Here is a 24,855-nt window from a genome sequence, read left to right as displayed (position 1 = left end):
TTCTAAGTCGAAAGAAAAGTGGCGCGGGTGAAGCTGCCAATCTCCCCCCTTGAGGGGGAGATGTCCGGCAGGACAGAGGGGGGCGCCTAGCACCGCCCCCCTCAAAGCAAGCCTAATCCGAAACCGGCGTGTTCTCGTCGACGTCGACGCGGAAATTGCCTTCCAGGATTTCGGCCTTCTTCTTCTCGACCAGATCCTTGACGTCCGCCGGCAGCGTCTTGTCGAACTTGTGGTACGGGGCGAGATAGGAGCCGCCCTTGGCCATGCGCGAGAAATCGCCATAGTCCTGCGCGGTGTAGACACCGGCCTTGACCAGTTTGATCGCCTGTTCGACCGTCGGATACATATCCCAGACCGGGCCGGTGATGACCGTGTCGGGGCCGAGGCTCGACTGGTCGGACATGTTGGAGATGGCGTAGATCTTCTTCTCGACCGCCGCCTCGATGACGCCGAAGCGCTCGGCATAGATGACATCGACGCCGGCATCGATCTGCGCCACCGCGGCCTCCTTGGCCTTTGGCGGATCGAAGAAGGAGCCGATGAAGGCGACCTTCTTCTTGACGTTCGGGTTGACCTCCTTGGCGCCGGCAAAGAAGGCGTTGACCAGCCGGTTCACTTCCGGAATGCCCATCGCCGCCACGGCGCCGACCGTGCCCGATTTCGACATCTTGCCGGCGATCATGCCCGAGAGGTAGGCCGGCTCATGGATCCAGTTGTCGAAGACGCCGAAATTGGGCTCCGCCGGGCCGGCACCCGAGCCGAACAGCCAGGCCGTCTTGGGGAACTGCTTGGCCGTGCGGCGCGACTCGCGCTCGGCGGCGAAGGCATCGCCCAGCACCAGCTGGTAGCCGCCTTGCGCATATTCACGCATGACGCGGCTGAAATCGGCGGTCTGCACCTTCTCGGACCATTTGTATTCGATACCCAGTTCCTTCTCGGCCTTCTGCAGGGCGACATGGATCTGGTTGTCCCAGGGCTCCTCGATCGGCGTGGCGAAGATCGCCGCCACCTTCAGTTTCTTGTCCTTGGCGAAGGCGGCGCCCGGCAGCATCGCCGCTGCCAGGCCAAGCGCGCCGAGCTCCAGCACGTTGCGTCGCGAAATCCCTTCGCGTGTCGATTGGAATTTGGTCTTCCGGTTTTCCATTGCAGTCCCCTCTGTTCGACAGCCGTGTCGAGCCGGCTGTTCCTAGAAATGTCAGACGGGGAACTATGGAACGGGTGCGGACTTTTGTCCACATGGTCAAATTTGGCGACGCGCCGAATCCGACCATGTTTTCGGCAAGCCGAAAGATCGCGCGATCAGGCCCTTTCGAGCGCGATGGCGATGCCCTGGCCGACACCGATGCACATGGTGGCCAGGGCATAGCGGCCGCCACGTTCGCGCAACTCCAGCGCCGCCGTACCGGAGATGCGTGCGCCCGACATGCCCAGGGGATGGCCAAGCGCGATGGCGCCGCCATTCGGATTGACGTGCGGTGCATCCTCGCCGATGCCGAGCTGGCGAAGCACGGCGATGCCTTGCGAGGCAAACGCTTCGTTGAGCTCGATGACATCGAACTGTTTTGGCGTCAGACCGAGCCGCGCGCACAGCCTCTCGGTCGCCGGCGCCGGACCGATGCCCATGATGCGCGGCGCGACGCCGGCGGCAGCGCCGCCAAGGATGCGGGCGATCGGCGTCAGACCGTGTTTCTTCACAGCAGCCTCGGAAGCAACGATCAGCGCCGCCGCCCCGTCATTGACACCGGAGGCATTGCCGGCCGTCACCGTGCCGCCCTGACGGAACGGCGTCGGCAACTTGGCCAGCGTCTCGACCGTGGTGCCGGCACGGGGATGCTCGTCCTTCGAGACGACGATCGCATCGCCCTTGCGCTGCGGGATCGTCACCGGCGTGATCTCCTTGGCCAGCCTTCCATTGGCTTGCGCGGCGACGGCCTTGTCCTGGCTGCGCACGGCAAAGGCGTCCTGGTCCGCGCGCGAAACGGCAAAATCCTCGGCGACGTTTTCACCGGTTTCGGGCATCGAATCGACGCCGTACTGCTTTTTCATCAGCGGGTTGACGAAGCGCCAGCCGATGGTGGTGTCGTGGATTTCGGCGTTGCGCGAAAACGCCGTCTCGGCCTTGGGCATGACGAAAGGCGCCCGGCTCATCGATTCGACGCCGCCGGCAATCATCAGTTCCGCCTCGCCGGCCTTGATGGCGCGGGCGGCGATGGTCAGCGCGTCCATGCCCGACCCGCACAGCCGGTTGACGGTCGAACCCGGGATCTCCTTCGGCAGGCCGGCCAGCAGCAGCGCCATGCGCGCCACATTGCGGTTGTCCTCGCCGGCCTGGTTGGCGCAGCCATAGACGACATCGTCGACCGCCTGCCAGTCTATGCCGGCATTGCGCTCGACCAATGCCTTCAGCGGGATGGCGCCGAGATCGTCCGCGCGTACCGAGGACAGCGAACCGCCGAAACGGCCGATCGGCGTGCGGATGTAGTCGCAAATATAGGCCTCGGCCATGTCATGCAGCCTTTGCTTTTCCGGTTCCCTCATGCGCCGCCCTGGTGCGGGCCTGCAGGTCGCGCAATGTATTGAGTTCGAGTTCGCTTGGCGCCGGTGTTTCGTCAAGCGCCTCGGCGAACTTAACCACCCAGCCACAGCTTTCCTGCACCTGCTGGCGGGTGACGCCCGGATGCAGCGACACGACGGTGAATTCCTTGGTCACAGGGTCCGGCTTCCAGATAGCGAGATCGGTGATCAGCAAGGTCGGGCCCGATGTCTCGATGCCCAGCCGCTTGCGATGGTCGCCGCCCTCGCCATGGCCAAAGGACGTGAAGAAGTCGATCTTTTCGACCATGCCGCGCTTGGTCTGCGCCATGGTGATGTAGATTTCCTTCGACGAGGTCGCGATCTCCGGCGCGCCGCCGCCGCCGGGCAGCCTGGTCTTGGGATGAAAATAATCGCCGATGACCGTGGTGTTGATGTTGCCGAACTTGTCGAGCTGGGCCGCACCCAGGAAACCGATCGAGATGCGGCCGCCCTGCAGCCAGTAGCGGAACATTTCCGGCACCGCGACGGTGGTGACAGCGGTTTCGCACAATTCGCCATCGCCGATCGACAATGGCAGCACATCAGGCGCGGTGCCGATCGTGCCGCTCTCATAGATCAGCGTGATGTCGGGCGCATGCGTCAGACGCGCTACATTGCAGGCGGCGGACGGCGCACCGATGCCGACGAAGCAGACATCGTCGTTCTTCAACGCGCGGCTGGCAGCAATGGTCATCATCTCGTTGGGGGTGAAGCCTGTCCCGCTCATGCCGCTTTCCTCAGATGCTCGACACGTCCGGCGAAGTCACCGGCGTTCTTCTCGATGACGTTTGCCTGCATCCAGGCCTGGAATTTCTCGCGGTCGGCGGCGATCTCGTCCCACTCCAGATAGGCGGCGTTGTCGCGTGCGTAGTAGCCATGGGCGTAGGACGGGTGCGATCCGCCGGGCACGACGGAGATCGCCGCGATCGTCCAGCGCGGCAGCACCGTCAAATTGGGATGGAGATCGTCGAAATCGTCGACCACTTCCTCCACGGTCACCACGGCGCGTTTGGCCGCCAGCACCGCTTCCTTTTGGATGCCGATAATGCCCTCGACCAGCACATTGCCCTTTTTGTCGGCCTTCTGCGCATGGATGAAGGTGACGTCGGGACGGATCGACGGCACCGCCGCCAGTACCTCGCCGGTGAACGGACACGTGACCGACTTTATGTTCGGGTTGACCGCCGCGAGGCCTGCGCCGCGATAGCCACGGAACACCGCGCAGGGCAGGCCCGCCGCGCCCGCCTCATAGGCATTGGCCATGCCGGCATGGCTGTGCTCCTCGACTTCGATCGACCGGGGAAAACCGTTCTCGATGGCGTCGCGCGCGCGCCGCAGCAGCCCGACGCCGGGATTGCCGACATAGGAGAAGACGATCTTCTTCGCCATGCCCATGCCGATCATCTGGTCGTAGATCAGGTCCGGCGTCATGCGGATCAGGGTCAGGTCGCGAAACCCCTGGCGGATCGCCTCATGCGCGGCGGCTGTCGGGATCAGATGGGTGAAGCCCTCGAAGGCGACGGAGTCGCCATCGTTCAAATTCTCCGCAACGGCCTGCTTCAGCGGCAGGAACTTGACCATCGCCAGGGCTCCAATCCAAAAAAAGTTCGTATTGCGAACATATGTTTTATATGCGATACTTCTAAGCCGACTGGGACCACGGAGTCAATCCTGGCACTCAGCACCCTTGCGCGGAGGCGAGATGAACGAAGAGACCCCTTCCCGCGATCATGTCGGCTCGCTCGAACGCGGCCTTGCCGTCATGGAAATCCTGGCCCGGCATCCCGCGGGCATGACGCTGACCGAAATGGCCGAGGAGGCCGGCCTGACCCGCGCCGGCGCCCGCCGCTTCCTGCTGACCTTGGTTGCCACAGGCTATGCCACACAGGCCGGCCGCGTGTTTTCGCTGTCGCCTCGCCTGCTGACGGTTGCCCGCACCTGGCTCGGCGGCGCCTCGCTGTGGAGCTTTGCCGCCCCCATCATGCGGGCCGTGGCGGCACAACTGAACGAAGCCTGCTCGGCCGCGATCCTGTCGGGCGAGGACGTCGTCTACGTCGCCCGCATTCCCGGCCGCCGTATCCTCAGCGTCTCGCTCGATGTCGGCACGAGGCTGCCGGCCTATTGCACATCGATGGGGCGGATCCTGCTTGCCGGCCTGGCATCAGGGGAACTGGACACATTTCTCGGCCAGGCGACCATCGAGAGACGAACGCCAAAGACCATCACCGATAAGCGTGCGCTGGCCGGCGCCATCGGCAAGGCGAAGGCGGACGGCTTCGCCATCGTCGACGAGGAACTGGAGCTCGGCCTGCGCTCCATTGCCGTGCCGATCCGCGATCGGGCGAAACGCACGGTCGCGGCGATCAATGTCTCGACCCAGTCGGCGCGGTTCACCGTCGCCGAGATGGAGCGGGAAATCCTGCCGGCGCTGCTTGGAGCCAGAGAGCGCATCGAGGATTTCTTTGTCGTCTAGACCGCGTCTGGCGACCTCAATGCTTGATCCGGTCCCGCATCGCATACCACAGCATGCCCAGCACATAGAGCGGCCCACGCAGCGCCGTGCCGCCGGGGAACGGCATGGGCGTGAGCGTCGAGAACAGATCGAGCCGTGAGGCATCGCCGGTGATCGCCTCGGCGAGCAGCTTGCCCGACAGCGTCGACAGGATGACGCCCTTGCCGGAGTAGCCATGCGCGAAATAGACCTCGCCATAGTGCCCGACATGCGGCAGCCGCGACGTCGTCACCGAAACCAGGCCGCCCCAGGCATGATCGATGCGGCAACCCCTGAGCTGCGGAAACGTGCCTTCCATATGCGGCCGCACGAAGCCGGCAATGTCGGCCGGCGGCGACGGCGTGTAGCGCTCGCCGCCGCCGAAAAGCAGGCGGCCATCCGCCGACATGCGGTAGTAGTTGACGACGAAGCGTGTATCGGACACCGCGACATTGGCCGGGATGACATTACGTTCGCCCTCCAGCGGTTCGGTGGCGACGATGTAGTTGCCGACCGGCATGATGCGGCTGTTGACGCGCGGCTCCAGCCCGTGCAGCAGCGCATCACCCGCCAGCACGACATGTTTGGCCCGGACCGAACCCTTCGATGTCGAGACGCGGATCGAAGGCTCGCGCTCCAGCTTCACCGCCACCGAATTCTCATGGATGACGACGCCGGCGGCCACGGCCGCGCGGGCAAGGCCGAGCGTGTAGTTCAACGGATGCATGTGGCCGCCGAGCGGCTCATACATCGCGCCGTGATAGGGCGTGTCGACCTTGGCCCGCGCATCCGCCGCCGACAGGATCTCGACCTCGCGGAACTTCATCACGCTTTCCAGGCATTTCGCCTCTTCTTCCAAATCCTTGAGGTCGGAACCGTTGACCGCGCCGACTAGATGGCCGGTCAGCCTCAGGTCACAATCGATGGCATGGCGCTCGATGATGTCGAGCACCAGGCCGCGCGCCTCGAAGGCGAGGTCGAACAGAACCTTCGCCCGCTCGGGACCGTAGAGCTTGACCAGACCCTTGGCGCCCTTGCGCAGGCCGGGGATCATCTGGCCGCCATTGCGCCCTGAAGCCCCCCAGCCGATCTTGCCGCCTTCGAGCAGCACCACCTTCAGGCCGCGCTCGGCGGCGTGAAGCGCGGCGGACAGCCCGGTGCAGCCGCCGCCGACGACGACCAGGTCGGCCTCGACATCGCCGACAAGCGCCGGATGGTCCGGCGCCGGATTGGCCGTGGCGACATAGTAAGATTTGCCGATATCGAGACCGGAATTGAAGCCTGTTGAAGATGCCATGATCACACCTTCAGCAGCAGATGGTCGCGTTCCCAGCTCGTCACCACGCTCTGGAACAGGTCGAGCTCGACACTCTTGACGCGCAGATAGGTCTGGAAAAAATCCTCGCCAAGCAATTTGCGCACCGGGTCGCAAGCCTCGAAACGATCGAGCGCCTCCTCCATGGTTTTTGGCAGCGTGCTCTTGATCTTGTAGGCATTGCCCGACGCCTCGGCCGAGCGCGCCAGCTTCTGCTCGACGCCGAGATAGCCGGCGAGCAGCGAACCGGCGATCGCCAGATAGGGATTGGAATCGGCTCCCGGCAAGCGGTTCTCCACGCGCCGTGCGGCGCGCCCGCCGGCCGGCACGCGCAGGCCGCAGGACCGGTTGTCGTGCGACCATTCGATGTTGGCCGGCGCGCTGTGGTTGGGCCTTATGCGGCGGAACGAATTCACATTGGGTGCGAACAGCGGCATGATTTCCGGGACAAATTTCTGCAGGCCGCCGATGAAATGGCCGAACATCTCGGTGTCGGCATCATCGTCGCCGGCAAACAGCGCGTTGCCCGCCTCGTCGACCACGGACATGTGCAGATGCATCGAACTGCCGGCCTGCGCGGCGATCGGCTTGGCCATGAAGGTCGCGTGCATGCCGCATTGCTGCGCGGCCTGGCGCGTCAACCGCTTGAACAAAAGCACCTGGTCGGCCAGCGGCAGCGCGTCGCCATGCAGGAGATTGATCTCCAGCTGCGCCGTGCCCGATTCATGGATCAACGTGTCGAGCGGCAGCCCGGCGGCCGCGGCATACTCATAGACGCGCCGGATCACCGGCTCGAACTCCTCGAGCGCCGCCATGTCATAGGGATGCTGCACGGTTTCAGCGCGGCCATTGGCGCCGACCGGCGCGATCAGGGGCTTGTCCGGATCGGGATTGTGCGCGGTCAGATAGAACTCGACCTCCGGCGCCACCACGGCCCGCCAGCCGCGCTGGCGGTATAGATCGAGCACGGCGCGCAGCACATGGCGCGGCGAGGCCATCCATGGCCTGCCGTCCATATGGAAGGCGTCGGCGAAGACATAGGCCTTCCCCGCCCCAGCGCCTGGCGCCAGGCACAGCGTCGAAACGTCAGGCACCATGCGCATGTCCGGGTCCGAATAGGCAAAACCCTCGTCGATCGAGCCGGAATAGCGGCCGTCGATGCTGACCAGGAAAGCGCTGCTTGGCAGATAGAGCGCGCGGTCTTCCAGCGCCTTGAGGAATTTTTCCGTCGGCAGCGCCTTGCCGCGCAGCACGCCGTTCATGTCGGGCACCAGGCATTCGACCTCGTTGATGCCGTGCTGGGCCAGCCAGGCCTTGGGGTCGTTGGTTGCGGTATTCGTCTTCTTGTCGAGCATTTCGTTCACGTCCGTATCAGGGAGAGTATGGCTTGCGCGGCCACGTCCGTTCCGGGTTTCAGCGCCATCTGGGCTGCATTGTCCCTCAGGCGGGCGCGCATGGCGTCATCGGCCAGCAGGCCGAGAATGGCTCTCTCCAATACTCCTTCGGTCCAGCCGTCGCGGCCGATATGGTCACCGGTGCCGGTCTCTTCGGCGCGGCGCGCATTGTCGTGTCCGTCCCAGCAATAGGGCATGATCAGCGACGGCACGCCGAAGCGCAGCGCCTCGCAAAAGCTGTTGTTGCCGCCATGGTGGATGAACAGGTCGGACTTCGCCACCACCGAAGGCTGCGGAAACCAGGCGTCGAGATAGACATTGTCCGGCACCGCGCGATAGGCGTCGCGCAGGCCGCCGGCATTGACGATGAAACGCGCCGGCAGCCTGTCGAAGACGGCGAGCATGCGCTCGATCAGCGCGACATCCATGGCCCCTAAGCTGCCGAAGCTGACATAGACCAGCGGTCCGCCATTGCGCGGGAAGACCGGCACTTCGAACGGTCCTTCCGACCGCACACAGCCTTCGAGATAGACGAAGCGGGCCGGATCGAGCGGCTCGGCACGCTCGCGGCGCACGATCGTCGGCGTCAGCAGCAGGTTGAGGTCGGGCGAGCTTTCCAGGAACAGGCCCTTCGGCAACGGCGCCAGGCCGGCGTCCACGCGAAAACGGTTGAAGCGGTCATGCGCGGGCGCGGAGGCCGCGAGATAGCGGGCCTCGAACGCCACGCGTTGCGGGTCATCGGCGCCGAGGCCGGATAAATAGGGTGGCACCCGGGCGTCGGGCAGCTCGGTCTCGGCGCAGGAGACGACGCGCACCCAGGGACAGCCGGCGGCAGCGATCGCCGGGAACATGATGACATTGTCGAGCACCACCGCGTCGGGCTTCAGCCGCGCCAGCAATTGGCGTAGCGGCCCCTCCGCATTGACCGCCGTATCGACGATCGCCTGCCAGGTCGGCGCGACATAGGTTTCGAGCTGGTCGATCGGGCTGAGCCTGAAATGCGGCAGGTGCCGGCGCACGAAGGCCTGCCAGTAGCTCTGGCGCTCGCTGTCGCTCAGCGGCTCGTCGGTCGGCAGCTGGTATTCCTGGAAACCATAGTCGGCAAAGACGCCGGAGAAGCCGGCATGGCAGATGAAGACCGGCCGGGCGCCCTTGGCACGCAATGCCTGCGCGATGCCGACGCAATTCAGCGCCGCCCCGAAACTGGCTTCGGGAAACAGCGCGATGGTCGGGCTGGCTTTACGCGTCAATTAATCCTCTTCATTCCGGCCGGCTGATCATGCCGAACAGCGCGGGTGCGCCGCGGCTGGCCGCCTGCGGTCGCTGGTTGCGGGAGAGCCGCAGGTGGATGCGAAGCAGATCTGCAGCCACCTCATACTGCCGGCTTTCGAGATGGTCGAGTATGTTCAGGTGTTCCAGCAAGGATTGCCGGAGCCGGAAGACGTTGACGCCGCCATAGAGGCCCGGCAGCCGGCGCAGCCTGAGGTGATCGGCCAGCGCGTCGGCGACGAAGCGATTGGCGCAGCCCTCGGCGATCATGCCGTGAAAATCGATGTCCAGCCGCTGGAACTCGCGCGTGTCGAACGCGGCATCCGGCAGCGCCGATAGCGCGTCCATGCCTTGGCGCAAGGCCGCCGCCCGCGCGCCGTCCAGCCGGAAGCCCGGCGTCAGGATCGCCACGGGCTCCAGCACCAGGCGGAATTCATAGCTTTCGCCTTGCGCCTCAGGATCGTCGGGCGTCCGGCGGAACAGCCATGACTGGCCGGGCGCACGGTCCAGAAGATTCTCTTCCGTCAGTTTATTAAGCGCTTTTAGTACCGTCTTCCTCTCAGCACTGTAGCGTCGCATCAACGCTGCGGCGGTCACCGTCTGGTCCAGCCTGCGCGCCGAGCGGTCGCGCAGGATCGCCTCGGCCAACTCGTCCTCCTCCGCGCTGGGAAGCTCGGTGGCAATAGCCGGCTGCGCGGCGAGGTCGACCGCCAGGTGGTAACCGGTATCGGCCTCCCAGCGCACGACGCCCCGTTCCGCCAGCAGGCTGAGCGCCGCCCGCACCGGCGTGCGCGAGACATTGCACAGCGAAGCGATCTGCTGCTCGGGCAGGCGCGCGCCGGGCTCGAAGCCGCGCTGCCGCGCCACATCCAGGATGCGCTGCGCCAGATCGAGATGGTTGGTGCGAGGTCGTCGGGCTGCGGCTTGCATGACTGGTCTCGGCGGACGGATGGGACCTTACTGGTTTGGCCGATCGCCGGGACAAGCGCAATCGGCCAGATTCCTCGGTCGGTTGACAAATTATGGATTGACGTACTTTTTTCTGCAATAGTACTGTCAGTGCAATCGGCGATAAAAAGACCGAGGGAACAGGATCGAGGGCAGCGGCGTGGGTCGCACCCGGTCCAGCACAGAATTCGACGATCAACCGGAATGGGAGTCTGCCATGACCGCTACCAGCCCGCGGCGCCGTGCGCTCAAGGTTTCTTCAATCGCTGTCGGCCTTGCCCTGGCGCTGTCCGCACCGGCAATGGCCGCCGGCCTCGTCATCTCCAACTGGGACGGCTACATGGCGCCCGATGCCATGGCCGCCTTCAAGACCGCGACCGGCGTCTCCGGCGAAGTCGTTGTGCACGCCACCAATGAAGAGATCATGGGCAAGCTGATCGCCGCCGGCGGCAAGGGCTATGACGTGGTCTTCGTTTCCTCGCCCTTCGCCGAAGTGCTGAACAAGCTCGGCCTGACCGAGCCGATGGACCACGCCCAGATCCCCAACCTCGCCAACCTCTATCCCGAGGCGACGAAACTGCCGCACGATGTCGGCAACACTTTCTCCGTGCCGTATACCTGGGGCACGACGGGCCTCTGCTACCGCTCGGACCTCGTCAAGGCGGCGCCAACGAGTTGGAGCGACCTGCTCGCCCCTTCCGACGAGCTGAAGGGCAAGACCACCATGCTGGCGACCGATCGCTGGCTGCTGGCCGCCGGCCAGCTCGACAAGGGCTTCTCCGTCAACGAGACCGATCCGGCCAAGATGGCCGAGGTCAAGGACCTGCTGATCTCGGCCAAGAAGACCCTGCTCGCCTATGACGACACCACCTTCTATTCGAAGCTGGTTTCCGGCGAGGCGCTGATGGTGCAGGCCTGGGACGGCTGGTGCAATTACGGCATCGCCGAAAAGCCGGAGATCAAATACATCATCCCGAAGGAAGGCTCGGACCTGTGGGTCGACACGATGGTGGTGATGAAGGCTTCCGAGCACAAGGACGACGCCTTCAAGTTCATCAACTTCATGCTCGACGCCAAGAACCACGCCTGGGCGGCGCAGAACATCGACTACAAGGTGCCGAACAAGCCGGCGATGGAAAGCCTGCCGGCCGACTTCCTCGCCAAATTCCCCAACATGGCGATGCCGGTGGCCGATCTCGTCAAGTTCGAGCAGTTGCGTGACGTCGGCGAGGCCCAGCGCGACTATTCCAAGATCGTCAGCGAGATCAAGGCCGCGCAGTAAGCGGCTTGGACATCACGGCCGGCGGCGCTTCGTCTGCCGGCCCTGAGCGGTACCTTAAATTGTCCCAGACCCGACTTCGCTCCTCCTTGCTGATGGCCCCGGCGCTGGTCTGGCTGACCGCGCTGATGGTGGTGCCGTGCGCGCTGGTGCTGGCGCTCGCCTTCTTCCGGCGCGGCATCTATGGCGGCATCGACTACACCTTCACGCTGGAGAATTTCGGGCTGGTCTTCGACCCGCTCTATGCCGGCATCTTCCTCAAATCGGCGCGCATCGCAGGCACCGCCACCCTGATCGCGGTGGTTGTCGGCTATGCCGCCGCTTATGCGATCGCTGCCGCGCCGCGCCGGTGGCAGCCGGTTTTCCTGTTCTTCGCCGTGCTGCCGTTCTGGTCCAACTATTTGATCCGCACCTATGCCTGGATCGTGCTGCTCAACCGCGAAGGCCTGATCACGCAACTGCTGCGCTGGTTCGGCTACACCGGCGAACCGCCGTCGATGCTCTATACCGAAGGCGCCGTCATTGCCGGCTTGGTCTACAATTATTTGCCCTTCGTCATCCTCGCCTGCTACGCGCCTTTGTCCCGGCTCAACCCGGAGCTTGCCGAAGCCTCACGTGATCTCGGCGCCTCGGCCGCCACGACCTTTCGCCGTGTCATCCTGCCGCTGACCGTGCCCGGCATCGCCGCCGGCGCGGTCTTCGTCTTCGTGTTGTCGATCGGCAATTTCGTCACCCCGGCGCTGCTCGGCGGCGGCCGTTTCCAGATGATCGGCAATCTGGTCTACGACCAGTTCCTGACCGCCAATGACTGGCCCTTCGGCGCGGCGCTCGCCATGGGGCTGATCGCCATCATGCTTCTGGTGCTGATGGCGCAAGCGCTGGCCGCCGATCGCGCCTCGGGCCGGGCGGCGGAGGCCAAAGAGAACGCCGATGGCTGAGCGTTCCCCAGCCACGCGGCGCACGCTCTGGTTCGTGCTCGCCCTCGTCTTCGCCTTCCTCTACATCCCGATCGGCGTGCTGGTGGCCCTGTCCTTCAATGAAGGCGGCCTGCCGACGGCATGGTCGGGCTTTTCGCTGAAATGGTATCTCTCGCTGGCCAACAACTCCGCGATCCTTTCCGCCGCGCTCAACACGCTGATCGTGGCGCTGGTTTCCACCGCCATCGCCACACTGCTCGGCACGCTGCTGGCGATCGGCGTCGAGATGCGCCGGCAATACGGCAAGGGCCTGGAAGCGCTGATCTTCGCGCCGATGATCATTCCCGACATCGTGCTGGCGATCGCGCTGCTGTCGTTCTTTTCCATGCTCAACCTGACTATGGGGCTGCACACCATCATCCTCGCCCATGTCGTCTTCAATCTTGCCTTCGTCTGCTCGGTGGTGCGTGCCCGGCTGAAGAGTTTCGACTGGTCGATCGTCGAGGCCTCCGCCGACCTCGGCGCCTCCGCCGTGACCACCTTCCGGCGCGTGACCCTGCCGGTCATCCTGCCGGCGGTGATCGCCGGCGCGCTGCTTGCTTTCACGCTTTCGGTCGACGAGTTCATCATCGCCTTCTTCACATCCGGCGCCGGCCGTGCGTCGACCACGCTGCCGATGCAGATCTACGCCATGATCCGCTTCGGCATCACACCGGAGATCAATGCGCTGGCGACCATCGTCATGGCCGTCTCCATCACCGCGTTGACCCTGTCACAACGGCTTAACAGGGGGATTATCGGCCAATGAGCGAACCTCGTACGCTGCTGGCCATCGATCATGTGTCGAAGAGATTCGGCCGGGTCACCGCAGTCGACGGCATCTCGCTCGACATCCGGGAGAACGAATTCTTCGCGCTGCTTGGCCCCTCCGGCTGCGGCAAGACCACGCTCCTGCGCATGCTGGCCGGCTTCGAGACACCGACCGACGGACGCATCCTGCTCGACGGCAAGGACATCGCCAGGACGCCGCCCAACAAGCGGCCGGTCAACCTGATGTTCCAGTCCTACGCGCTGTTCCCGCATATGAGCGTGCGTGCCAATGTCTCCTACGGGCTGGAGATGGAGCGCTTGCCGGCTAAAGAAATCCGCTCCCGCGTCGACGCCATCCTGGCGACCACCGAACTGGTCCCGTTCGCCGACCGCAAGCCTGAGCAATTGTCCGGCGGCCAGAAACAGCGCGTCGCGCTCGCCCGTGCCCTGGTCAAGCGCCCCCGGCTGCTGCTGCTCGACGAGCCGCTCGGCGCGCTCGACAAGAAACTGCGCGGTGCCATGCAGCTGGAGCTGAAGCGCCTGCAGCACGAGGTCGGCATCACCTTCGTCATCGTCACCCACGACCAGGAAGAATCGCTTGTCATGGCCGACCGCATGGCGGTGCTGAAAGACGGCAGGCTGCTGCAATGCGACACGCCGCACGCGATCTATGAACATCCCGCCGACCGCTTCGTCGCCGATTTCATCGGTGTGATGAATTTCGTGCCCGGCAAGGCCGCCGCCGATGGCGTGCTGGCCGCGAACGGCGCGCGCGTCGCCGGCGAGGTTCCCGCCACACTTTCACCTGGCGCATCGGCTGTTGCCTCGGTGCGGCCAGAACGCATCCGATTGTTCCCGTCAGCCGAGACCGGCAACCACACGACCGGCACAGTCGAGGCGCTAGCCTATCACGGCCTCGACCTGCAGCTGCATGTCCGCACGCCTTTGTCGCCAAAACCGTTCCTGGTGCGCGTCACCGCGGATGCCGCCGACCGGCGGCCTGTCGCATCAGGCGACCAGGTCGAACTCGGTTGGGACGCCGCCGACGTCAGAATTTTCGCAGAATGAGAGGAGCAGCCTGATGGCCCAGAAGACGATCGCCTTTTTCCCCGAAGCCGCCTACGGCCCGGCGCTCAATTCCGTCGGTATCGCGCAAGCCATCGAGGCGCGCGGCCACAAGGCTGTGTTCCTGTCGGACCCCGGCTTTGTCGAGGTCTACAGGGGTTACGGTTACGAGGCGCATCCGGTGAACCTGTCCGAACCGATGCCGCCCGAGCAGATGGCGAAATTCTGGGAAGATTTCATCAACGGCCACATCCCGAATTTCCGCAAGTCGCCCTACGACCAGGTCGACAATTATGTGAAGGATTGCTGGACCGCGATCGTCGACAGCGCCAAATGGGCGCAGAAGGATCTGCCGGGCGTGCTGGCCGCCATCAAGCCCGACGTGATCTGCGTCGACAACGTCATCCTTTTCCCGGCCATAAAACAGTTCGGCAAGCCGTGGGTGCGCGTCATCTCCTGTTCCGAAAACGAGATCGAGGACGAGGATATCCCGCCGCATCTGTCGGGCTGCGGCGAGAACGACCATGCCGGGCACAAGCGTTACCGTGACCATTTCAACGCGGTGATCAAGCCGATCCATGACGACTTCAATGCCTTTCTCACAGCCAACAATGAAGCGCCTTATCCTGTCGGCCAGTTCTTCGAGGCGTCGCCCTATCTGAACCTGCTGCTTTATCCCGAGGCCGCGAAATTCAAGCGCCGCCATCCGCTCGACCCCCGACAATTCCAGTATCTCGAAGGCTGCGTGCGGCAAGAGAAGCCTTATGCGGTGCCGACCTTCGCGAAGAACAATGATGGCCCTCTGCTCTATGTCTCCTTCGGCAGCCTCGGCGCCGGCGATGTCGATTTGTTGAAGCGTATCATCGCGACGCTGGGCAAGACGCGCTACCGCGCTCTGGTCAATGTCGGCGGCTACAAGGACCAGTACACGGACGTACCCGGCAACGTCATTGTCGAGAGCTGGTTTCCGCAGCCTTCGGTCATCCCGCAGGTCGATGCGGTCATCCACCATGGCGGCAACAACTCGTTCACCGAGTGCCTCTATTTCGGCAAGCCCGCCATCATCATGCCCTATGTCTGGGACGGCCACGACAACGCCACCAGGGTCGAGGAAACCGGCCACGGCTTCGGCATGCCGCGCTACGACTGGACCGATGCCGAGCTGATCGCGAAGATCGAGACCTGCCTGACCGATCCCAGGATGAAGGCGAAGCTGGCCAGGACATCGGCACAGATGCACGCGCAGAATGGGCCGGAAAAGGCGGCCGGGTTGCTGGAGGCACTGCTATGACCTCTTCCGCTCCACACCTCCACCACGCCTCCACCCGCACCGACCTCGTCGGCTGGGGCGCCCAGCCCGATGCACTGGAAGGCGCCTCGCATTCCACCGGCAGGCTGGTGCACAAAGGACCGAATAACCAGCCGGAATCCGGCATCTGGGTGTGCACGCCGGGCCGCTGGCGGCTCTCGATACCGCGCGATGAATTGTGCCATTTCGTCGCCGGCCGCGCGACCTACCGGTCGGATGTCGGTGAAGTGATAGAAGTGTCGGCCGGGACCGTGGTCATGTTCCCCGCCGGCTGGACGGGCGAATGCACGGTGCATGAGACCATGCGCAACGTCTACATGCTGGCCTGACCGAGGAACTGATATGCCGACACCGCACTGGCCAAAGGCCTCAACCGTGGAACTGGACGACTGGGGCGCGGGCAGCAACACGCTTGCCGGCGCGCCGCGCGCCTCCGGCAGGATCCTGTCGCAGAACCCGGACGGATCGAGCGAATGCGGCCTGTGGTCCTGCACGCCGGGCACCCGCAAGGTCACCTTCGGCGCCGACGAGTTCTGCCACTTCCTGTCCGGCCACGGCAGCTATGTCCACGAGAACGGCGAAGAGATTCCGGTCGAGGCCGGCACGCTCGTCTTCTTCCCCGCCGGCTGGACCGGCATCTCCATCATCACGCAAACGCTGACCAAGGCCTTCATGTGCCGGTGAGCACTCTTCAAGGAAATCGATATGACCACGCCCATCATGCAATCGCCGCTCGCCATCACCGATCTCGTCGACTGGGGCGTCATCCCGACCATGATCGAGGGCCAGTCCCACACCTCGGGCAAGCTGCTTTACAAGGGGCCGGAAGGCCGCTCCGAATGCGGCCTGTGGGTCTGCACCCCTGGCAAATGGCACTGCCACGTCACCCGCGACGAGTTCTGCCACTTCCTCGAAGGCCGCTGCACCTATGTCCATGAATCCGGCGAGGTGATCGAAATCGAGCCCGACACGGCGGCCTTCTTTCCGCAGGACTGGAAGGGCGTCTGCACCGTCCATGAGACGATCAAGAAGGTCTACATGATCCGCTGAGCCTTCTCCGATCAGTCTTCAAGGAGCACAGAATGCATTTCTCGCCCGATCGGCCGACCTTCTTCGTCAATCCGGACTACCGTTCGATGGCCGGCACAACAAAACCGGTGATCGATCCCGCGACGCTGGAAACCGTCGGTGCGATCACCGCAGCCAGCGACGGCGAGATAGACGCCGTACTCACAGCGGCGACCTTGGCGCAACTTGCCTGGAAAAAGCTCGACGCCAAGAGCCGGGCGAAACACCTGCATGCCGTCGCCAACGCCATCGAGGCGGCGGACTTCACGCGCTGCGCCGAACTGATGGTGCGCGAGATGGGCAAGCCCTATCCCGAAGCCATCGGCGAAATCGCCAATTGCGCGCCGATCTTCCGCTACTATGCCGAGATGGCGCGCGACGACGCCGGCAAGGTCGCTGGCACGACGCAGGCCGGCTCCTTCCAGTATGCGCGCTACGAGCCCTATGGCGTCTCCGTCCACATCATGCCCTACAATTTTCCGATCCTGCTGATGTGCTGGACGGTGGCCGCCTCGCTTGCATCAGGCAATGCCTGCGTCATCAAGCCGGCCGAGGCGACGACGCTGTCGACGCTGGACTACATGGCCGTGTTCCGCTCGCTGCCGGAAGGCCTCGTCTCCTGCCTGCCGGGCGGCGCGGCCACGGCGCAGGCCTTAATTACTTCGGATCGCACCCATGCAGTCGCCTTCACCGGCTCGGTCGCCGCCGGCAAGGCGGTCGCGGTGGCCTGCGCCGAGCGCATGAAACCTTGCGTCATCGAGGCGGGCGGCAGCGATCCGCTGATCATCAGCGAACACGCGCCACTGGAGGTCGCGGCCGCCGGCAGTGTCACCGCCGCCTTCCACCTCACCGGCCAGGTCTGCACCTCGGCCGAGCGCTTCTTCGTCGTCGATGCCGTGCATGACCGCTTTGTCGAATTGTTCGCCGAAAGGACACGAGCGCTGCGTATCGGCAACGGCATGGACAAGACCGAGATCGGGCCGCTGGTCAGCGAAAGCGCGCGGGCCAAGGTGATGCGGCTGGTCGATGACGCCATTGCGCACGGAGCGAAGGCCGTCACCGGCGGGCGCATCCCGCCGGCGCACAACACCGGCTGGTTCTACGAACCGACGATCCTGACCGGCGTCACCCCGGACATGGCGATCGTGCGCGAGGAATGTTTCGGGCCGGTCGCCGCCATCTGCCGGGTGAAGGATTTCGACGAGGCGATCCGGCTCGCCAATGACAGCCCGTTCGGGCTCGGCGCCTCGGTGTTCACGACGGACCTCGCCGAGGCGCATGAGGCGGCCGAGCGGCTCGAAGCCGGCATGGTCTGGGTCAACAACCCGCTGATCGACAATGACGCCCTGCCCTTCGGCGGCTGGAAGGCTTCAGGCCTTGGCCGCGAGCTCGGGCGGCAGGGGCTCGACGCCTTCCGCCGCTCGAAGATGGTCATCATCGACCACAAGCCAGAAATCCAGGGCTGGTGGTATCCCTACCCGGACAGCTGGTTCCGCGAGACCGGCGGCCGCAAGCATGTGTGAGAAATGCGGCGCGGCACAGCCGCGCTGCTCCGACGACTCATGCCTCGATTGCTTCCACCAAGGCGCGCGAGACCGAGGCAATCGTCGCATTGCGCTTGGCTAGGCTCTGCTTGGTACCGGTCAGGTAGACCGACATTAGGACCGGATTGCCTGACATCGGCCAGATGACCGCCGCGTCATTGGTGCTGCCGTGCTCGCCGGTGCCGGTCTTGTCGCCGCATTTCCAGCCTTTCGGCAGTCCTGCCCTGATGCGGTCGTCGCCTGTCTTGTTGGCGACCAGCCAGTCTACGAGCTGCGCCCGGCTCTTTTGCGACAGGCTGTCGCCGAGGGTGAGGCGCTCGTGATCCTCGATCATGGCCAGCGGTGAGGTCGTATCGCGGGGGTCGCCCGGAACGGATTCGTTCAGCTCCGGCTCGATCCGGTCGAGCCTGGTCACCGTGTCGCCGATCGAGCGCAGATAGGCGGTCAGTTGCGGCGGTCCGCCAAAGGAGGCCAGCAGCAGATTGGCGGCGCCATTGTCACTCACCGTCACCGCGGCCTCGCAAAGCTGCGCCACCGTCATTACTCCGCCGGCATGGTTCTTGGTCGTTGGCGAGTTCGCGACAACGGCATTATGCGGCACTTCTATGCTGCGGTCGAGCTGCTCGATGCCACCGTCGACTCGATGCAGGATGAACGCTGCGGCAAGCGTCTTGAAGGTGCTGCACATCGGAAACAACTCGTTCTCGCGATAACCGAACTGAACCGCCGTCCCCGCGATCCGGCAGGCAACACCAAGCCGACCGCCGCTTTTCGCTTCGATCCGCCTTATTTTCGGCAAGACCCCATCAAATTTTGTCGGGCTTGTTGCCGCCTTCGCCACCGCGCCAAGCGTGATGGGGGCCGTCAAAACCACTGCGAGACCACCAATGAAACTGCGTCTGCTCGTCATATCCACACTCTCTGTTGCCCCGCGCCGCAGAACTGGACCGGATCCGATGCCATCGCAAACGAGTAAACGTCGCCTCCGCCATGAGAAAAATTAGGGCTGCACCCGATGAAGCGATCGCATCTTCCGCTGAACGGCCTGCGCGCCTTCGAGGCCGCCGCACGGCATCTCAGCTTCACCGGCGCCGGCCTCGAACTGCGCGTCACCCAGGCTGCCATCAGCCATCAGGTCAAGGGCCTTGAAGAGGTGCTTGGCGTCCGGCTCTTCCGCCGGCTGCCGCACGGGCTGACTTTAAGCGATGAAGGCGAAGCCTTGCTGCCGGTGCTGAGCGACGCCTTCAACAGGATCAGCATCACGCTCGACCGTTTCGAGGGCGGCCGCTTCCACGATATCGTCACCGTCGGCGTCGTCGGCACCTTCGCCTCGGGCTGGCTGATCCCGCGATTACCGCTGTTCCACCAGGCCTATCCGGACATCGAATTGCGCATCTCGACCAACAACAACCGGGTCAACCTCGCCGCCGACGGCCTCGACTTCGCCATCCGCTTCGGCGACGGCTCCTGGCAAGGGACGGACAACACGCCGCTGATGTCGGGTTCGTTCTCGCCTGCTTGTGCGCCCGACATAGCCGCGCGCCTGCGCGACCCCTCCGATCTCGCCCGCGAAACGCTGCTCTGCTCCTACCGCGAGGACGAGTGGCTGCGCTGGTTCGAGGCGGCGGGGCGCCATTGCCCGCCGATCAAGGGCATCGTCTTCGATTCCTCCGTCACCATGGCCAACGCCGCCGTCCAGGGCGCCGGCGTCGCGCTGCTGCCGGTCTCGATGTTCAGCCGGGAGTTTGGTTGCGGCCAACTGGTGCAGCCCTTCGGCAGCACGGTCGATGTCGGCCGCTACTGGCTGTCGGCAAGACGCAGGCGGCAGAACTCGCAGGCGATGACGACCTTCGCGGACTGGCTGACGGCGGAAACAGCTGGGAGCAATTCCAGGAGAAGTGTGTAGCGGTTTTCCCGGGAAAAGCGCTTGGCGCTTTCCCTGGGGAATTGCGCAAAATCAGGGATCAGCCGATGCTTTCGCCGCCGTCGATCACCAGCGCCTGGCCGGTCATGAAGGATGACCGGTCGGAGACGAGGAACAGGATCGCCTCGGCAATCTCCTCGGCACTCGCCCAGCGGCCCATCGGAATCTTGGTGCGGACATAGGTCTCGATCGCCTCGCGTCCGCCCATCTGGGCGATGAACGGCTCGTTGAACGGCGTGTCGACCCAGCCCGGGCAGAGCGCGTTGACGCGCACATTGTGCCGGGCATAGTCGAGCGACATTTGCCGCGTCATCGCCACCACCGCATGCTTCGATGTCGCGTAGGCGATCATCTCCCGGTCGTAGAAGACACCCGAATTCGAGGCGGTGTTGAGGATGACGCCGCCGCCTTGCGCGATCATCGACGGCATGACGATCCTCGCCGCCAGGAATTGCGCCCGCACATTGACCCGCCACGAGGCATCCATGCCGTCGGTCCCGACCTCGGTCAGCGTGCCGCCGACCTGGATGCCGGCGTGATTGTGCAGGATGTCGATGCGACCATGCTTTTGGAGCGTGCCGGCAAGGAGCTGCTCGACATCGGCGTCATCCGAAACGTCGGCGGCAATTGCCTCGGCACTGCCGCCCGCCGCGCGGATATCCGAAGCTGTCGCCTCGCCGCCCGCCTGGTCCCTGTCGGCGATGACGACCATTGCGCCTTCCCTGGCCATGATCATGGCGCCGGCGCGGCCGATGCCGGAACCCGCGCCTGTCACCACGGCGATGCGGTCTTTGAGGATCATGATACGGCTTTCAGTTGGACGGCTTGCGCTGGCGCAACTGCCACTGGGCAAGCACCACGAGCAGCACGGAAGCGACGAGCACGATCGTCGCGATGGCGTTGATTTCCGGCGTCACACCGCGCCGGATCGAGGCGAACACATAGATCGGCAGCGTCGTCTGCGCGCCGGCGACGAAGAAGGCGACGATGAAATCGTCGAAGGAGAAGGTGAAGGCGAGCAGGAAGCCGGCGACCACCGCCGGCATGATCTGCGGCAGCACGATCGAGCGGAACGTCGTCAGCGGCGTGGCGTAGAGATCGCTGGAGGCCTCGACCAGGTTGCGGTCGAGGCTGCCGAGCCGCGTGCCGACGATCATCGTCACCAGCGCCATCGAGAACAGGCCATGCGCGGCGATGATCGAACCATAGCCGAGCGACAGGCGCGGTGGCTGGTCGTCAGGCCAGATCGAGGCCAGGAACGGGTTGACGACAGCGAACAGCTGGACGAGCGCGACCAGCGTCGAGATGCCGATGACGACGCCGGGAACCACGATCGCGGCACCCAGCAGCGCGTCGAAGACAGCCCGGGTTCTGACCCCGACCCGCGCCAGGCCGAGTGCCGCCGCCGTGCCGCACACCGCTGCCAGAAGCGCGCTGGTGGTGGCGATGAACAGGCTGTTCTTCAGGGCCTCGACCAGGAACGGATTGGACAGCGCCGTGCCGTACCACTGCACCGAAAAACCGGTGAACTCGCTGGCATGGCGACCGGCATTGAACGAGAACAGCACGACCAGTGCGATCGGCAGATAGAGGAACGCAAAGATGGCGGTGACGAAGGCGCGCATCAGATCAGGTCCACACGGCGAGCGCCCGAGACGCGGGTCGAGATGCGGTTGGCCACGATCAGCACAACCACCGAAACCAGCACCAGCGTGATGGCGATGGCCGATCCGAACGGCCAGTTGCGCGACTGCAGGAACAGGTCGACCAGCGCATTGCCGATGAAGAACACCTTGCCGCCGCCGAGCAGCGTCGGGATCAGGTATTCGCCGAGCAGCAGGATCATCACCAGCGAGAAGCCGGTCATCACGCCCGGCAGCGACAGCTTCAATGTCACGCCGAGGAAGGTCGACAGCGGCGTCGCGCCGAGATCGGCAGATGCTTCCAAGAGCCTTCGGTCGAGCCGCTCGAGACTGACATAGATCGGCAGGATCATGAGCGGCAGATAGCCATAGACGATGCCGAGCAGCACGGCGCCCGGCGTGTTGATCAGCCTGACATCCTCGATGCCGACAAAAGCGAGCAGCGCCGGGATACCGCGTCCGCCCAGAATGTACATCCAGGCATAGGTCCGCATCAAAAGGCTGGTCCAGAACGGAATGACGACGAGCGCCAGCAGGATCAGCCGCCAGCGTTGCGGCGCCTGCAAAGCGAGATAATAAGCAACCGGATAGGCGACGAGCAGACAAGCCAGCGCGCCCACCGGCGCCAGCACCATCGTGTTCCAGAAGGCCGTCGCCCGCGCCGGAAGGTTGGCATACTGCGCGAAGGTGAAGGCAGCCTGATAGCCGCCTTCCGGTGCCCGCTCGCCGACGCTGAAGACGGCAATGGCGATGAACGGCAGCACCAGGAACACCACCAGCCACGCCGTTGCCGGGGCAAGCAGCAAGGCGGTCAGGAAATTATGACGAAATCTGTTGCCGTGCATTTGAAACCGCCCCGATGCCGGCGGGCATGCGCCCGCCGGTCAATTGTCCGCGTCAGGCCGGCGCTCAGGCCGACTTGAAGCGCGCCATCAGCTCGGCGCGGCCCGGATCGGTCAGCGTTGCCGCGGCGCCGAACTCCAGCGGCGTCAACAGGTCGGCCGCCGGATAGAGGATCGGATTGTCGAGCACTTCCTTGGGCAGCAGCTTGTTGACGCGAGCGTCGGTCGAGGGCGCGCCGTTTGCAAGGTGCTCCTTCACCGCGACCTGCGGGTTCATCAGATAGTTGAGCAGTGCATAGCCGGCCGGCTTGTTCGGCGCGTCCTTCGGGATGGCATAGAAGTCGGTCCAGATCTCGCCGCCCTCCTTGCCCAGCACATAGGCGATCTCGGGAATGTCGCGATGCAGTTGCGCGCCGTCATTGGTCCAGCACATGGTCATCCAGGCGTCGCCCGCGCGCATGCCCGGCTGATAGTCGGAGGAGACCGCGAACAGATGCGGCTTGACCTTCAGCAGCAGCTCCTCGGCCTTGGCGAGTTCGTCCTGCTTGAGCGAGTTGAACGAATAGCCATAGTATTTCAGCGCATTGCCGATCGTGGTCAGCTGGTAGTCGTGCACCATGGTGCGGCCGTCGCCCTCGGCCATGGCCGTATCCCAGAACTCCTTCCAGCTCGTCATCGGCTTGGTCAGCTTCTTGGTGTTGACGGCGAAACCTGTCGTGCCCCAGTTCTTCGGCACGGCGTAGATCACCTTGTCGATCGTGCCTTCCGAGGTGAAGCGCGGGTCTTCCTGCGTGCCGTCGAAATTCGGCAGCTTCGCCATGTCGAGCGGCTCGATGATGCCGAGCTTCTTGTAGGTCGAGATCGTGTAATTGGTCGGCACGAACAGGCTCCAGCCCGAGGCGCCGGCCTGCAGCTTGGCCAGCATCTCCTCATTGGAGCCAAACACGTTGACCTCGACGGCGACGCCGGTGTCCTTCTTGAAGTTTTCGAAGGTCTGCGGATCATGGTAGTTGGGCCAGGTGGCGATCGACATGCGGTCGCCGAGGTTTTCGGCGGCAAAAGCCGGCGTCGGCATGATGCCGATCTCGCGCGCCATCACCGCCGTCGCGATGCCAAGGCCGGTAAGGCCCAGGAAGTCGCGGCGGCCGATCGAGCCGCGCTTGAGGCGCATCAGTTGGTCGACGAATTTTTCAGGGCTTATCGGCAGTCCGTCACGATATGATTTCGACATTTTGGTTTACCCTCTGGTTGGTCCCGTTGTTCTTGGTTTCCGGAAACGCCAACGGCGTTCCGGCGGCATAGCCGATGGCGACGGGTTCGCCCGGCTTGAAGAGATTGCCTTGGCCGATCAGATGGTCGGCCTTGGCCAGCAGCGTTCCGATGCCCTGGACCTCGATCGCGTATTCCGCGGTCGAGCCCAGGAAGATGCGGTTGCGCACGATGCCCTTGAGCGGGCCGCTTTGCGGAGCGCCGAGGCTGAGTGATTCCGGGCGCAGGCTGACCGAAACGGTCTCGCCTTGCCGCAAGGCGGTCCGCTTGCGCGCCGCTATGACGGTGCCGTCGGCCAGCGCCACATCAACCAGATCGCCTGAATGCCCGGTGACCTTGCCGCTCAGTAGATTGGTCTTGCCTACGAAATCGGCGACGAACAGATCGGCCGGTTCGTCATAGATTTCGCTCGGCTGGCCGAGCTGGACGATGCGCCCGCCATTCATGACGCAGACGAAATCGCTCATCGACAGCGCTTCCTCCTGGTCGTGGGTGACCAGGACGAAGGTGATGCCGATCTCGCGCTGCAGGTTCTGCAGCTCGATCTGCATGTCGGTGCGCAGCTTCTTGTCGAGCGCGGCCAGCGGCTCGTCGAGCAACAGCACCGCCGGCTTGTTGACCAGCGCGCGCGCCAGCGCGACGCGCTGCTGCTGGCCGCCCGACAGTTCGTGGATCTTGCGACCGCCATAACCGGCAAGCCGCACCATTTCGAGCGCTTCGCCGGACCGCTGGCCGATCTCGCGTGACGACAGCCGCGGCCGTGCCTGGCGCAGCCCGTAGGCAACGTTGTCCTCGACATCCAGATGCGGAAACAGCGCGTATTGCTGGAACACCATGTTGACCGGCCGCCGATAGGGCGGCGTGCCGGCCATGTCCTGGCCGCGGATGAACACCTGGCCCTCGCTCGGCTGTTCGAAGCCGCCGATCATGCGCAGGCACGTCGTCTTGCCGCAGCCGGACGGGCCGAGCAGAGCGACAAAAGCGGAGGGCGGGACAGAGAGATCGATGCCGCTGACCGCGGTCACCGCGCCATAGCGCTTGGTAACGCCGCGAAACTCGATGTCGGGCACTGCGGTCAAAGGCTGAGGGCTCCAGCGACAGGGCTATTTCCGAACGCTACCAGAGCCAATGGCGACTAGTATATACCTCGCGGGTGGTATATCTGATCTATTTTCGCGTTTAGAGGGGTAGGTA

Annotated in this window: 25 protein-coding genes; 11 read left to right on the top strand and 14 right to left on the bottom strand. The window is 64.4% G+C overall.

All coding sequences use genetic code 11. From position 1 onward, the window contains the following. Positions 1-112: 112 nt before the first annotated feature. From AC07UC_RS06390 to AC07UC_RS06375, 4 genes are all read right to left on the bottom strand, one after another. The gene (locus AC07UC_RS06390) at positions 113-1,144 is read right to left on the bottom strand and encodes a BMP family protein (protein WP_056574893.1); all 1,032 of its coding nucleotides are present in this window, start codon (positions 1,142-1,144) and stop codon (positions 113-115) included. Positions 1,145-1,299: 155 nt separating this feature from the next. Beyond that, positions 1,300-2,505, bottom strand: a complete 1,206-nt coding sequence (gene pcaF / locus AC07UC_RS06385; RefSeq protein WP_494908903.1) for a 3-oxoadipyl-CoA thiolase — start codon at positions 2,503-2,505, stop codon at positions 1,300-1,302. Between the two features lies 1 nt (position 2,506). Continuing rightward, complete coding sequence (locus AC07UC_RS06380; protein WP_202325421.1) at positions 2,507-3,301, bottom strand: CoA-transferase subunit beta; 795 nt, start codon at positions 3,299-3,301, stop codon at positions 2,507-2,509. After that, positions 3,298-4,155 (bottom strand): CoA transferase subunit A, encoded by an 858-nt coding sequence (locus AC07UC_RS06375; protein WP_494904703.1) that lies wholly within the window; start codon positions 4,153-4,155, stop codon positions 3,298-3,300. The genes AC07UC_RS06380 and AC07UC_RS06375 overlap by 4 nt, the downstream gene beginning before the upstream one ends. 121 nt (positions 4,156-4,276) lie before the next feature. Here AC07UC_RS06375 and AC07UC_RS06370 point away from each other — a divergent pair, with 121 nt between their 5' ends. Beyond that, on the top strand, positions 4,277-5,047 hold the full coding sequence (locus AC07UC_RS06370) for an IclR family transcriptional regulator domain-containing protein (protein WP_140775999.1): 771 nt from the start codon (positions 4,277-4,279) through the stop codon (positions 5,045-5,047). A gap of 16 nt (positions 5,048-5,063) precedes the next feature. Here the strand turns inward: AC07UC_RS06370 and AC07UC_RS06365 are convergent, their stop codons facing one another. The 4 genes from AC07UC_RS06365 to AC07UC_RS06350 are packed head-to-tail and all read right to left on the bottom strand — an operon-like array spanning position 5,064 to position 9,973. Beyond that, positions 5,064-6,362 (bottom strand): NAD(P)/FAD-dependent oxidoreductase, encoded by a 1,299-nt coding sequence (locus tag AC07UC_RS06365; protein ID WP_494904701.1) that lies wholly within the window; start codon positions 6,360-6,362, stop codon positions 5,064-5,066. 2 nt (positions 6,363-6,364) lie between these two features. After that, on the bottom strand, positions 6,365-7,735 hold the full coding sequence (locus AC07UC_RS06360) for a glutamine synthetase family protein (protein WP_494908902.1): 1,371 nt from the start codon (positions 7,733-7,735) through the stop codon (positions 6,365-6,367). 5 nt (positions 7,736-7,740) lie between these two features. Further along, a complete protein-coding gene (locus AC07UC_RS06355; protein ID WP_494904699.1) occupies positions 7,741-9,024 on the bottom strand; it encodes a glycosyltransferase in 1,284 nt (427 codons plus the stop codon). Between the two features lie 10 nt (positions 9,025-9,034). After that, a complete protein-coding gene (locus AC07UC_RS06350) occupies positions 9,035-9,973 on the bottom strand; it encodes a GntR family transcriptional regulator (RefSeq protein WP_140776001.1) in 939 nt (312 codons plus the stop codon). A 235-nt stretch (positions 9,974-10,208) separates the two neighbouring features. Here AC07UC_RS06350 and AC07UC_RS06345 point away from each other — a divergent pair, with 235 nt between their 5' ends. From AC07UC_RS06345 to AC07UC_RS06305, 9 genes are all read left to right on the top strand, one after another. Continuing rightward, entirely contained in the window at positions 10,209-11,273 is a 1,065-nt protein-coding gene (locus AC07UC_RS06345) for a polyamine ABC transporter substrate-binding protein (protein WP_494904697.1), read from the top strand. 92 nt (positions 11,274-11,365) lie between these two features. Continuing rightward, positions 11,366-12,208, top strand: a complete 843-nt coding sequence (locus AC07UC_RS06340) for an ABC transporter permease (protein WP_494908901.1) — start codon at positions 11,366-11,368, stop codon at positions 12,206-12,208. After that, entirely contained in the window at positions 12,201-12,995 is a 795-nt protein-coding gene (locus AC07UC_RS06335) for an ABC transporter permease (protein ID WP_494904695.1), read from the top strand. Before AC07UC_RS06340 ends, AC07UC_RS06335 begins: the two co-directional genes overlap by 8 nt. After that, positions 12,992-14,065, top strand: a complete 1,074-nt coding sequence (locus AC07UC_RS06330; protein ID WP_494904693.1) for an ABC transporter ATP-binding protein — start codon at positions 12,992-12,994, stop codon at positions 14,063-14,065. Before AC07UC_RS06335 ends, AC07UC_RS06330 begins: the two co-directional genes overlap by 4 nt. Positions 14,066-14,078: 13 nt before the next feature. Beyond that, positions 14,079-15,353: a glycosyltransferase gene (locus AC07UC_RS06325; RefSeq protein ID WP_494904692.1), complete on the top strand. Its 1,275-nt coding sequence runs from the start codon at positions 14,079-14,081 to the stop codon at positions 15,351-15,353. Next, positions 15,350-15,700 carry a cupin domain-containing protein gene (locus AC07UC_RS06320; RefSeq protein WP_494904690.1) on the top strand — a complete coding sequence of 117 codons (351 nt, stop codon included), beginning with the start codon at positions 15,350-15,352 and terminating at the stop codon, positions 15,698-15,700. Before AC07UC_RS06325 ends, AC07UC_RS06320 begins: the two co-directional genes overlap by 4 nt. Before the next feature lie 13 nt (positions 15,701-15,713). After that, the gene (locus AC07UC_RS06315; RefSeq protein WP_494904688.1) at positions 15,714-16,055 is read left to right on the top strand and encodes a cupin domain-containing protein; all 342 of its coding nucleotides are present in this window, start codon (positions 15,714-15,716) and stop codon (positions 16,053-16,055) included. Positions 16,056-16,076: 21 nt separating this feature from the next. Then, positions 16,077-16,421 carry a cupin domain-containing protein gene (locus AC07UC_RS06310; protein ID WP_115139971.1) on the top strand — a complete coding sequence of 115 codons (345 nt, stop codon included), beginning with the start codon at positions 16,077-16,079 and terminating at the stop codon, positions 16,419-16,421. A gap of 32 nt (positions 16,422-16,453) precedes the next feature. Beyond that, a complete protein-coding gene (locus AC07UC_RS06305) occupies positions 16,454-17,962 on the top strand; it encodes an aldehyde dehydrogenase family protein (protein WP_494904685.1) in 1,509 nt (502 codons plus the stop codon). Positions 17,963-17,999: 37 nt separating this feature from the next. Here AC07UC_RS06305 and bla read toward each other — a convergent pair whose 3' ends face one another. Further along, positions 18,000-18,893, bottom strand: coding sequence for a class A beta-lactamase (gene bla / locus AC07UC_RS06300; protein WP_494904683.1), 894 nt, complete (start codon positions 18,891-18,893; stop codon positions 18,000-18,002). Positions 18,894-18,998: 105 nt separating this feature from the next. Between bla and AC07UC_RS06295 the strand changes: the two genes are divergently transcribed. Further along, positions 18,999-19,889 carry a LysR family transcriptional regulator gene (locus AC07UC_RS06295; protein WP_494904681.1) on the top strand — a complete coding sequence of 297 codons (891 nt, stop codon included), beginning with the start codon at positions 18,999-19,001 and terminating at the stop codon, positions 19,887-19,889. 58 nt (positions 19,890-19,947) lie between these two features. Here the strand turns inward: AC07UC_RS06295 and AC07UC_RS06290 are convergent, their stop codons facing one another. The 5 genes from AC07UC_RS06290 to AC07UC_RS06270 all read right to left on the bottom strand — a co-directional run bounded on the left by AC07UC_RS06290 (position 19,948) and on the right by AC07UC_RS06270 (position 24,740). Further along, the gene (locus AC07UC_RS06290) at positions 19,948-20,709 is read right to left on the bottom strand and encodes an SDR family NAD(P)-dependent oxidoreductase (RefSeq protein WP_140776011.1); all 762 of its coding nucleotides are present in this window, start codon (positions 20,707-20,709) and stop codon (positions 19,948-19,950) included. A 10-nt stretch (positions 20,710-20,719) separates the two neighbouring features. Continuing rightward, positions 20,720-21,532, bottom strand: a complete 813-nt coding sequence (locus tag AC07UC_RS06285; RefSeq protein ID WP_494904679.1) for an ABC transporter permease — start codon at positions 21,530-21,532, stop codon at positions 20,720-20,722. After that, positions 21,532-22,395 (bottom strand): ABC transporter permease, encoded by an 864-nt coding sequence (locus AC07UC_RS06280; protein ID WP_494904677.1) that lies wholly within the window; start codon positions 22,393-22,395, stop codon positions 21,532-21,534. Before AC07UC_RS06280 ends, AC07UC_RS06285 begins: the two co-directional genes overlap by 1 nt. Positions 22,396-22,459: 64 nt before the next feature. Next, the gene (locus tag AC07UC_RS06275) at positions 22,460-23,623 is read right to left on the bottom strand and encodes an ABC transporter substrate-binding protein (protein ID WP_095202768.1); all 1,164 of its coding nucleotides are present in this window, start codon (positions 23,621-23,623) and stop codon (positions 22,460-22,462) included. Beyond that, entirely contained in the window at positions 23,604-24,740 is a 1,137-nt protein-coding gene (locus AC07UC_RS06270) for an ABC transporter ATP-binding protein (RefSeq protein WP_494904675.1), read from the bottom strand. Before AC07UC_RS06270 ends, AC07UC_RS06275 begins: the two co-directional genes overlap by 20 nt. Positions 24,741-24,855: the final 115 nt, after the last annotated feature.

This window comes from Mesorhizobium sp. GW821-FHT04C10 (assembly GCF_059420305.1).
Note: the sequence above shows the minus strand (reverse complement) of the source record. Positions and strands in the feature narration are given on the sequence as shown.

What these genes read in the sequence shown, in the direction of transcription:
- AC07UC_RS06360 (WP_494908902.1), bottom strand. Translation starts at nt 7,735, where the DNA reads ATGCTCGACAAGAAGACGAATACCGCAACCAACGACCCCAAGGCCTGG.
- bla (WP_494904683.1), bottom strand. Translation starts at nt 18,893, where the DNA reads ATGACGAGCAGACGCAGTTTCATTGGTGGTCTCGCAGTGGTTTTGACG.
- AC07UC_RS06340 (WP_494908901.1), top strand. Translation starts at nt 11,366, where the DNA reads ATGGCCCCGGCGCTGGTCTGGCTGACCGCGCTGATGGTGGTGCCGTGC.
- AC07UC_RS06335 (WP_494904695.1), top strand. Translation starts at nt 12,201, where the DNA reads ATGGCTGAGCGTTCCCCAGCCACGCGGCGCACGCTCTGGTTCGTGCTC.
- AC07UC_RS06345 (WP_494904697.1), top strand. Translation starts at nt 10,209, where the DNA reads ATGACCGCTACCAGCCCGCGGCGCCGTGCGCTCAAGGTTTCTTCAATC.
- AC07UC_RS06375 (WP_494904703.1), bottom strand. Translation starts at nt 4,155, where the DNA reads ATGGTCAAGTTCCTGCCGCTGAAGCAGGCCGTTGCGGAGAATTTGAAC.
- AC07UC_RS06305 (WP_494904685.1), top strand. Translation starts at nt 16,454, where the DNA reads ATGCATTTCTCGCCCGATCGGCCGACCTTCTTCGTCAATCCGGACTAC.
- AC07UC_RS06285 (WP_494904679.1), bottom strand. Translation starts at nt 21,532, where the DNA reads ATGCGCGCCTTCGTCACCGCCATCTTTGCGTTCCTCTATCTGCCGATC.
- AC07UC_RS06290 (WP_140776011.1), bottom strand. Translation starts at nt 20,709, where the DNA reads ATGATCCTCAAAGACCGCATCGCCGTGGTGACAGGCGCGGGTTCCGGC.
- AC07UC_RS06310 (WP_115139971.1), top strand. Translation starts at nt 16,077, where the DNA reads ATGACCACGCCCATCATGCAATCGCCGCTCGCCATCACCGATCTCGTC.
- AC07UC_RS06280 (WP_494904677.1), bottom strand. Translation starts at nt 22,395, where the DNA reads ATGCACGGCAACAGATTTCGTCATAATTTCCTGACCGCCTTGCTGCTT.
- AC07UC_RS06370 (WP_140775999.1), top strand. Translation starts at nt 4,277, where the DNA reads ATGAACGAAGAGACCCCTTCCCGCGATCATGTCGGCTCGCTCGAACGC.
- pcaF (WP_494908903.1), bottom strand. Translation starts at nt 2,505, where the DNA reads ATGGCCGAGGCCTATATTTGCGACTACATCCGCACGCCGATCGGCCGT.
- AC07UC_RS06315 (WP_494904688.1), top strand. Translation starts at nt 15,714, where the DNA reads ATGCCGACACCGCACTGGCCAAAGGCCTCAACCGTGGAACTGGACGAC.
- AC07UC_RS06390 (WP_056574893.1), bottom strand. Translation starts at nt 1,144, where the DNA reads ATGGAAAACCGGAAGACCAAATTCCAATCGACACGCGAAGGGATTTCG.
- AC07UC_RS06350 (WP_140776001.1), bottom strand. Translation starts at nt 9,973, where the DNA reads ATGCAAGCCGCAGCCCGACGACCTCGCACCAACCATCTCGATCTGGCG.
- AC07UC_RS06325 (WP_494904692.1), top strand. Translation starts at nt 14,079, where the DNA reads ATGGCCCAGAAGACGATCGCCTTTTTCCCCGAAGCCGCCTACGGCCCG.
- AC07UC_RS06380 (WP_202325421.1), bottom strand. Translation starts at nt 3,301, where the DNA reads ATGAGCGGGACAGGCTTCACCCCCAACGAGATGATGACCATTGCTGCC.
- AC07UC_RS06295 (WP_494904681.1), top strand. Translation starts at nt 18,999, where the DNA reads ATGAAGCGATCGCATCTTCCGCTGAACGGCCTGCGCGCCTTCGAGGCC.
- AC07UC_RS06275 (WP_095202768.1), bottom strand. Translation starts at nt 23,623, where the DNA reads ATGTCGAAATCATATCGTGACGGACTGCCGATAAGCCCTGAAAAATTC.
- AC07UC_RS06320 (WP_494904690.1), top strand. Translation starts at nt 15,350, where the DNA reads ATGACCTCTTCCGCTCCACACCTCCACCACGCCTCCACCCGCACCGAC.
- AC07UC_RS06330 (WP_494904693.1), top strand. Translation starts at nt 12,992, where the DNA reads ATGAGCGAACCTCGTACGCTGCTGGCCATCGATCATGTGTCGAAGAGA.
- AC07UC_RS06365 (WP_494904701.1), bottom strand. Translation starts at nt 6,362, where the DNA reads ATGGCATCTTCAACAGGCTTCAATTCCGGTCTCGATATCGGCAAATCT.